1 protein-coding gene is annotated in these 269 nt (G+C 69.1%); it reads left to right on the forward strand.

The window, feature by feature from the left end; genetic code table 11:
* Positions 1 to 269, forward strand: a 269-nt coding sequence (locus QN345_RS20195) for a hypothetical protein (RefSeq protein WP_416347694.1), incomplete at both ends; no start/stop codon positions are given.

A 269-nucleotide genomic window follows, 5' to 3' on the forward strand; every position in this document is an offset into this window, starting at 1 on the left:
GCCCTGTTCGAACACGCCGCCCGCGACGAGGACACGCCCAGCATGGGCGGATCCGCCCCGACGGTGATGGTGCACGTCAACGCTGCGGACCTCGCCTCGGAGGTCGGGGTGGGGTGGGTCGACGGGGTCGAGGCCCCCGTGTCTTTGAAGACGGTGCATCAGCGCATCTGCGACGGCGGCTTCCAGGGCGTGTTGTTCGGGGCGAACAACGAAGTGCTCAAGCTCGGGCCGGAACGACGGTACTTCAACCGGGCCCAGCGCCGGGCGAT

Source organism: Cryobacterium sp. 10I1, from assembly GCF_035019805.1.
GTDB classification, from domain to species: Bacteria; Actinomycetota; Actinomycetes; order Actinomycetales; family Microbacteriaceae; genus Cryobacterium; species Cryobacterium glucosi.